General features: G+C 64.3%; 9 protein-coding genes. 2 read left to right on the top strand and 7 right to left on the bottom strand.

Annotation, left to right across the window (positions count from 1 at the left end):
• A partial coding sequence (locus I71_RS06140) for an MFS transporter (RefSeq protein WP_148294162.1) occupies nucleotides 1-363 on the bottom strand: 363 nt, incomplete at its 3' end.
• Between the two features lie 123 nt (nucleotides 364-486).
• Nucleotides 487-1425 carry a LysR family transcriptional regulator gene (locus tag I71_RS06135; RefSeq protein WP_042692392.1) on the bottom strand — a complete coding sequence of 313 codons (939 nt, stop codon included), beginning with the start codon at nucleotides 1423-1425 and terminating at the stop codon, nucleotides 487-489.
• 119 nt (nucleotides 1426-1544) lie between these two features.
• Between I71_RS06135 and I71_RS06130 the strand changes: the two genes are divergently transcribed.
• Complete coding sequence (locus I71_RS06130) at nucleotides 1545-2027, top strand: NUDIX hydrolase (protein WP_042692389.1); 483 nt, start codon at nucleotides 1545-1547, stop codon at nucleotides 2025-2027.
• Here the strand turns inward: I71_RS06130 and I71_RS06125 are convergent.
• From I71_RS06125 to I71_RS06110, 5 genes are all read right to left on the bottom strand, one after another.
• Nucleotides 1966-2799 (bottom strand): EAL domain-containing protein, encoded by an 834-nt coding sequence (locus tag I71_RS06125; protein WP_244433671.1) that lies wholly within the window; start codon nucleotides 2797-2799, stop codon nucleotides 1966-1968. The two genes, I71_RS06130 and I71_RS06125, sit on opposite strands and share 62 nt — an antisense overlap.
• A 172-nt stretch (nucleotides 2800-2971) precedes the next feature.
• Complete coding sequence (locus tag I71_RS39535; protein WP_244433672.1) at nucleotides 2972-3253, bottom strand: hypothetical protein; 282 nt, start codon at nucleotides 3251-3253, stop codon at nucleotides 2972-2974.
• A 326-nt stretch (nucleotides 3254-3579) separates the two neighbouring features.
• Complete coding sequence (ychF, locus tag I71_RS06120) at nucleotides 3580-4680, bottom strand: redox-regulated ATPase YchF (protein WP_042692384.1); 1101 nt, start codon at nucleotides 4678-4680, stop codon at nucleotides 3580-3582.
• A gap of 104 nt (nucleotides 4681-4784) precedes the next feature.
• The gene (gene pth / locus I71_RS06115) at nucleotides 4785-5357 is read right to left on the bottom strand and encodes an aminoacyl-tRNA hydrolase (RefSeq protein ID WP_042692381.1); all 573 of its coding nucleotides are present in this window, start codon (nucleotides 5355-5357) and stop codon (nucleotides 4785-4787) included.
• A gap of 93 nt (nucleotides 5358-5450) precedes the next feature.
• Entirely contained in the window at nucleotides 5451-6047 is a 597-nt protein-coding gene (locus tag I71_RS06110) for a 50S ribosomal protein L25/general stress protein Ctc (protein ID WP_042692378.1), read from the bottom strand.
• Nucleotides 6048-6501: 454 nt separating this feature from the next.
• Between I71_RS06110 and I71_RS37150 the strand changes: the two genes are divergently transcribed.
• The coding region (locus I71_RS37150; protein WP_148294161.1) for a WcbI family polysaccharide biosynthesis putative acetyltransferase at nucleotides 6502-6942 on the top strand (441 nt) is incomplete at its 3' end.

Raw genomic sequence — 6942 nt, 5'->3', positions numbered from 1 at the left:
CGACAGCCCAAGGCCGATCAGCACGCCGGCTGTCAGGTACAGCTCCACACTTGTGGTGGCATAGGGCATCAGCGCCAGCCCGGCGGCATAGAGCAGCCCGCCGCCGGCCAGCACCGGGGCCGGGCCGTAGCGGTCGGTCAGCGCCCCGGCGAAGGGGCCGCCGGCTCCCCACAGGATGTTCTGGATCGCCATGGCCAGGGCGAAGACGTCGCGGCCCCAGCCGCGGGTTTCCGAAAGCGGGCCGATGAACAGACCCATGCTGGACCGCGGTCCGAAGGCCAGCATCGAGATCAGGCAACCGCAGATCACGACGAGTGCGGGCGTCCTCCAGGAGGGCGCCGGTGCAGGGGTGGCGGTGGTCAAGGCATCCTCCCGGATCGGCGCATCACTGCGCACCGATGTTGTGGAACTGCTCGCAGTGGAATTGCGTCTGCCCGACGATAGGCGGGCATCAACAGTTCGGCAAATTCATAATCGGCAAGCGGGTCATTCCGCGGCGGAATGCAGGAATGCGGCTTGCCCAGCCATGCAATCCGTCCGCCGTCCTGCCGCCAGTTCGCGTCGAAGCGCCTCCTCCAGCCGGTCGAACACCGCGGCGATGCGCCCGGTGGTGCGCGCCTGGATCAGCCAGATCGTCACCGACATCCGGAAGTTGGGAAGATCGAGGGGCCGCACCGTCGCCGCTTCTGCAATCGGTGCGATCAATCCCATCGGTGCCAGACCATAGCCGACACCGCGGGACACCAGCGACACCAGCAGGCTCTGATCGTAAGCCTCGACCGTCACGTTCGGCTGCAGGCCGAAGGGCGCCAAAGCCTGATGGAGCGCTTCGCGATAGCGGCAGCCGTTCGGTTGCAACACCCAGCCGCGCTGGTTCATGGCGGTCAGATCGGCCGTGCCGTCACCGGGTGCGGCGATGATGCTGACGGGCTCGGTTCCGATCCGTCGGACCGGCAGGTCGTCGGGCGGGGCCTGCTCCTGGCACAGCAGGATCACCGCACCGTCCAGCGTGCCGGCGCGAACCTGTTCGATCAGCGGGTTGCTCCAGTCCGCATGCAGCCGCAGGGTCAGGCCGGGAAAGCCGGCCCGCAACTCGTCCAGTGGCCGACCGGTGGTCAGTGCGGTCAGCACATGCGCGGTTCCCAGCCGCAGCAGCCCGCGAGGCTCGGTCGAGCCGGCAAAGGCGTCGGCGAAGTCGCAGGTCGCCGCCAGGATGCGCCGGGCATGGGCCAGCGCCAGTTCGCCATCGCGGGTCAGCGCCAGCGGCTTGGTCTGCCGGTCGAACAGCACGACGCCAAGCTCCGCCTCCAGCCGCTGGATCAGCCGCGACACGGCGGACTGCGTCAGCCCCAGGCGGTTGCCGGCCTCCTGCACCGACTGCGCATCGGCGACGGCGATGAAGGTGCGGATCTCGTTGAGCTTCATGGGGCGGCCGTGCAGTCGGGGAGGGGCGCCGGCGGGATGCGGCACTGCGTCTTTCGCGTCTGGTGTCCCAGTGTCGGACCGCGCTACCCTCGGGTCAAGCCATCGATAGGGAGCCGTTCATGCCCGCCACCCCACCCGACCGTTCCAGCCGCGAATATCCCGACCGCCCCTGGGTCGGTGTCGGGGTCGTCGTCTGGCGCGGGGACGAGGTCCTGCTGATCCGACGGGGCAAGGCGCCGCGGATGGGGCAGTGGAGCCTGCCGGGTGGGGCGCAGTCGGTCGGCGAGACCGTGTTCGAAACCGCGGTGCGCGAGGTGCGGGAGGAGACCGGGCTGGACGTGATTCCGACCGGGATCGTCACCGTGGTCGACGCCATCACCCCCGATGCCGAGGGGCGCGTCCATTACCATTACACGCTGGTGGAAGTGGCGGCGGAGAGCGCGGAGGGCGAGCCGCTCTGTGCCGACGATGCGCTGGAAGCCTGCTGGGCCACCGCCGATGAGGCAGGCGAATTGACGGAGTGGGACGAGACCCGGCGGGTCATCCTGCTGTCTGCGGCCCAGCGGCAGAACCGGTCGACATTGTCAGCAGGGTGCCGATGACGCTTCGTTCGGCCAGGAAGTCGCTGAGTCCGTCGGCGGTCAGCGGGCGCGACAGCCAATAGCCCTGCAGCATGTCGCAGCGGTAGGCCTGCAGGTAGAGCCGCTGTTCCGGCGTTTCCACCCCTTCGGCCACCACGCCCAGATTCAGCGCATGGGCAAGCGCCACCACCGCCTGGACGATGGCGGCGGCATCGCGATCCTCGACCATCGCCTGGACGAACTGCTTGTCGATCTTCAGCGCCTCGACCGGAACCCGGCGCAGGGTCGACAGCGACGACCAACCGGTGCCGAAATCGTCCAGAACCAGCCTGATTCCGGCGCCGCGCAGCTGAAGCAGCGCCTCGCGCGCTTCGGCGCTCTGGCTGAACATGCTGGTTTCGGTCAGCTCCAGCTTCAGGTTGGCGGCGGGCAGGCCGGTTTCGCTCAGGATGCCCAGCAGCTTCAGCACCAGCCCCGGGTCGTCGAGCTGCCGCGCCGACAGGTTCACCGACACCGGAATGTCGGGATAGCCGGCCTGTAGCCAGCCGACCGCCGCAGCACAGGCCGTCCGCAGGGTCCATTCGCCCAGCAGATGGATTGCCTCCCCCTGTTCGGCCATCGGCACGAACACGTCGGGCGGCAGCATGGTGCCGTCGGACAGGCGCCAGCGCGACAGCGCCTCGAAGCCGGTGAGGCGGTTGGTGACGACGTCGGCCTGCGGTTGGAAGACCAGCGACAGCTCCCGGCGGTCGATGGCATCGCGCACCCGTTCAGCGAATCCAGCGTCGGACATCCCCTGTGCATCGGGTCCGTTCGCGGGTCCGTTCGACGTCGCGTGCGTGTTCGCCACCGTCCGCTCCCTTTCGACAACCGTTCCTAGGTGTTCGCTGCCATAACAACCATAGTAACGATTTGTTAACCATGTCGCGAAAGAGCTTGGCGAATTTTACACGGTTACGAAAGTGTTAACATTGCGGCGCCGGTGACAAGAAAAGGTCGAAGCGAAGACGGCGCAGGTCTCCCATCGGGCATGATCGGTTACGCCCGTGCCGTTCCCCGCTTGAGACGGCTGGGGAGCAGCTCACTCGATTGATTGAGCACCGGATAGGCGGCGACACTGGAATGGGCGGCCAGGACAGCAGGCCCCCCCCCAGCATCACCGCCAAAGCCCGTATCAGCGACACCAGCCCGGTGGCGGTGAAGCCGGTCGCCATCAAACCGGTTGCGGTGCTGCTCTGCAGCAACATGGCGATGCCCATGCCGGAGAGGAAGGCGGTCCAGCGGTTGCGCACCCGGCCCCAAGAACGCGGCGCAGATCGCCACCCAGCGCGCGGGTCAGCCCACTCTGCACCATGTGCGGCCCCCATAGGAGCAACACGACATTCCCGGCCAGTTCCAGCAGAATCCGCGTCGCCTGCATCGCACCCCCTCGGTCGGATTGGGGGTGGGTTCAGGCGTCACCTCTAACCGAAGGATGGCGCGCGCGGATTGTTACGGCAATATGACAGTTGGGTGACGGCGGAGATGGAAGCGGGGCGACGGCGCCGCCCCGCTTCCATCAGACCCCGAGGCTTTAAACGTTGAAGCGGAAGTGGAAGATGTCGCCGTCCTGGACGACGTATTCCTTGCCTTCCTGGCGCATCTTGCCGGCGTCCTTCGCCCCCTGCTCGCCACCCAGCGTGACGAAGCTGGTGTAGTCGATGGTCTCGGCGCGGATGAAGCCGCGTTCGAAATCGGTGTGGATGACGCCGGCTGCCTCCGGGGCCTTGGCGTTGCGGCGCACGGTCCAGGCCCGCGTCTCCTTCGGGCCGACGGTGAAGAAGGTGATCAGGTCCAGCAGCTTGAAGCCGGCACGGATCAGCTTGTTCAGGCCGGTCTCCTCCAGCCCCATCGATTCGAGGAACTCGGCCTTCTCGGCCGGGTCGGACAGCTGGGCGACCTCGGACTCGATGGCGGCGGAGATCACCACGACCTCGGCGTTCTCGGCCTTGGCCTTCTCGGCGACCTTGGCGGAGAAGGCGTTGCCGGTGGCGGCAGCCGCCTCTTCGACGTTGCAGACATAGAGCACCGGCTTGTCGGTCAGCAGCATGAACTGCTTGAACACCGGCTTCTCGTCGTCCGACAGTTCGACCACGCGGGCCGGCTTGCCGTCCTGCAGCACCTTCAGGGCGCGCTCCATCAGGTCGGCCTTGATCTTGCTGTCCTTGTCGCCACCCTTGGCTTTCTTCTGCAGGCTGGTGAGCTGGCGTTCCAGGCTTTCCATGTCGGCGAGCATCAGCTCGGTCTCGACCACCTCGGCGTCGCGCAGCGGGTCGACATTGCCCTCGACATGGGTGATGTCGTCGTCCTCGAAGCAGCGCAGCACATGGACGATGGCATCGACCTCGCGGATGTTGGCGAGGAACTGGTTGCCCAGCCCTTCACCCTTCGACGCGCCGCGGATCAGGCCGGCAATGTCCACGAACTCCAGCTGGGTGGGGACGACCTTCTGCGACTTGGCGATCTCCGCCAGCTTGTCCTGCCGCGGGTCGGGCACGCCGACGCGGCCGACGTTCGGCTCCTTGGTGCAGAAGGGGAAATTCGCCGCCTCGGCCGCCTGGGTGGCGGTCAGCGCGTTGAACAGGGTCGACTTGCCGACGTTCGGCAGGCCGACGATGCCGCAATTGAAGCCCATGGGTGGGTGCTCGCCGTCGGAAATGCTGGAATTGAGCCGCTTTATCCTACGAAGGGGGGCAAAGCGCAAACGCGAAGTGGGAGAGGGGCAGGATCGGTTGAGGGCTATCTGCCTTGCGTCGCCACCGTCACCTTGTTCATGAACAGCTCCGGCTGGCCGTCCACGATCAGCGGCAGATTGTCGGAGACGGCGTCGAGCAGCGGGTCGATCCAGCCCTGGTCGGCCTTGGCGAAGTCGTGCAGGACATAGCCGCTGACCAGATCCTTGTTGCCGGGATGGCCGATGCCGAGCCGGATGCGCCAGTAGTCCTTGCCGATATGCGCGTCGATGGAGCGCAGGCCGTTGTGGCCGCCGTGGCCGCCGCCCTTCTTCACCCGGATCTTGCCGGGGGGCAGGTCCAGCTCGTCATGGATGACGACGACGTTCTCGGGCTTCAGCTTGAAGAACTGCAGGGCCGCCACCACCGACTGGCCGGAGAGATTCATGAAGGTGGCGGGTTCCAGCGCCAGCACCTTGTCGCCGGCAACGGTGCCTTCGGCGGTCTGGCCCTGGAAACGCTTCTTCCACGGGGTGAAGCGGTGGCGCTGGGCGATGGTTTCCACCGCCATGAAGCCGATGTTGTGGCGGTTGCGGGCATACTCGTTGCCGGGGTTGCCCAGTCCGACCAGAAGCAGCATGTCCCCTAGCCCTCCCGCAAGCATACTTCACAAAACGAAGCGGGGGGCCGAAGCCCCCCACCGTACCCATCTTCAAAGGTCGAACGCGCCCGATCAGGCGGCGGCGCCCTCTTCCGACTTCAGGCCCGACGGCGCAACGATGGTCGCGATGGTGAAATCGCGGTCGGTGATCGCCGAGGTCACACCCTCCGGCAGCTTGACGGCGGAGATGTGGATCGAGTCGCCCACGTCGAAGCCTTCGCAGGAGATGATGATGTGCTCGGGGATGTTGTCCGCCGGGCAGCTCAGCTCCAGCTCGTGGCGGACGATGTTCAGCACACCGCCGCGCTTCAGGCCGGCCGACTTGTCCTGGTCGGCGAACTCAACCGGAACCTGCACGTTGATGCGGGTGTCGGAGGAGACGCGCAGGAAATCGACATGCAGCGGGACGTCGGTCACCGGGTGGAACTGCACGTCGCGCGGCAGGACGCGATGGGCAGTGCCGTCGACGGTGACGTCGAACAGGTGGGTGAAGAAGCCCGGCTGATGCAGGACGCGGGTGAACTCGAACTTTTCGAGCGAAATGGTGACAGGAGCCTGCTTACCACCGTAGATGACGGCCGGAATACGGCCGTCGCGGCGGGTCTGGCGGGCGGTCCCCTTGCCGGCCCGTTCGCGCGTCTCAGCGCCGAGCGGAATGATCTTGGTCATGACGATACTCCAAAACGAAAAGGGCGCCGGCCTCCAGGGGTGCCGACGCATGCGCGGCGTGCTTACGGCAATCGGGCGGGCGCGTCAAGGTCCGCAACCGGATTTCCTGGGGAACTGCAGCGGATGGAGCGTTTGGAACAGCATGAAACAGGAATTGCCCCCTCCGTTCAGCGTTCAACCCGCCGTGCCGTCCGTCGGTCAAGCGGCAGGCCGGCACGCCCCCATCATATCGCCACCAGACTCATCGGCTGGAAATTTGTCCAAAGAGGTTCTGCTTGGATCCTTCCGGGCTAATTTTTGAAAGCGCATGACGCAATTATCGCCAACGACACGGAAACTATTGATTGCTCTGCGGCGGATTTATATCGTGATCAGGCGCCCTGAGGCAGAAATCTTGAGGCTCTCGGTCTTCTCCTGCTGTTTTGTGCGTTTGTTGCCATGAGCGGAAAAAGTTATGCTGAATATTCTGATCTATGCAAACTGTCAGGGCGGGGCTGTCGCCAAGTTTATTTCTCCCATTATCTCAGAAAGCCATAATGTCTCTATAAAGCATCGCAACAGTTATGAATCCGTTCTGATGTATAGAGAGAGCGGGTATACTGGTAATGAGGTTCCAGAAGATTTCAGGGAGGATCTCCAGCAGGCGGATGTATTCATATATCAGCCTTTGAAGGCGAAATACGGAGTCCTTTCGACGGAAAGACGTATTTCGGATTCCGTGCTCAATATGATTTCTGGAAAATGTCTGCCAATATCCATACCATATGCATATAATACTGCGCTGTGGCCTATATATGCAGATGATAAGTCCATGAGAGTTAATAATTCTATAGTTAGAGTCTCCAAAAATGCATCGTCATTTTCCGATATTGAGGAGCTTTATTGGAATGGAAAT

Origin of the sequence: Azospirillum sp. B506, assembly GCF_000333595.1 — a bacterium.
Lineage (GTDB): Bacteria > Pseudomonadota > Alphaproteobacteria > Azospirillales > Azospirillaceae > Azospirillum.
Note: the sequence above shows the minus strand (reverse complement) of the source record. Positions and strands in the feature narration are given on the sequence as shown.

What these genes read in the sequence shown, in the direction of transcription:
- I71_RS06135 (WP_042692392.1), bottom strand. Translation starts at nt 1,425, where the DNA reads ATGAAGCTCAACGAGATCCGCACCTTCATCGCCGTCGCCGATGCGCAG.
- I71_RS06130 (WP_042692389.1), top strand. Translation starts at nt 1,545, where the DNA reads ATGCCCGCCACCCCACCCGACCGTTCCAGCCGCGAATATCCCGACCGC.
- I71_RS06125 (WP_244433671.1), bottom strand. Translation starts at nt 2,799, where the DNA reads ATGTCCGACGCTGGATTCGCTGAACGGGTGCGCGATGCCATCGACCGC.
- I71_RS39535 (WP_244433672.1), bottom strand. Translation starts at nt 3,253, where the DNA reads ATGTTGCTGCAGAGCAGCACCGCAACCGGTTTGATGGCGACCGGCTTC.
- ychF (WP_042692384.1), bottom strand. Translation starts at nt 4,680, where the DNA reads ATGGGCTTCAATTGCGGCATCGTCGGCCTGCCGAACGTCGGCAAGTCG.
- pth (WP_042692381.1), bottom strand. Translation starts at nt 5,357, where the DNA reads ATGCTGCTTCTGGTCGGACTGGGCAACCCCGGCAACGAGTATGCCCGC.
- I71_RS06110 (WP_042692378.1), bottom strand. Translation starts at nt 6,047, where the DNA reads ATGACCAAGATCATTCCGCTCGGCGCTGAGACGCGCGAACGGGCCGGC.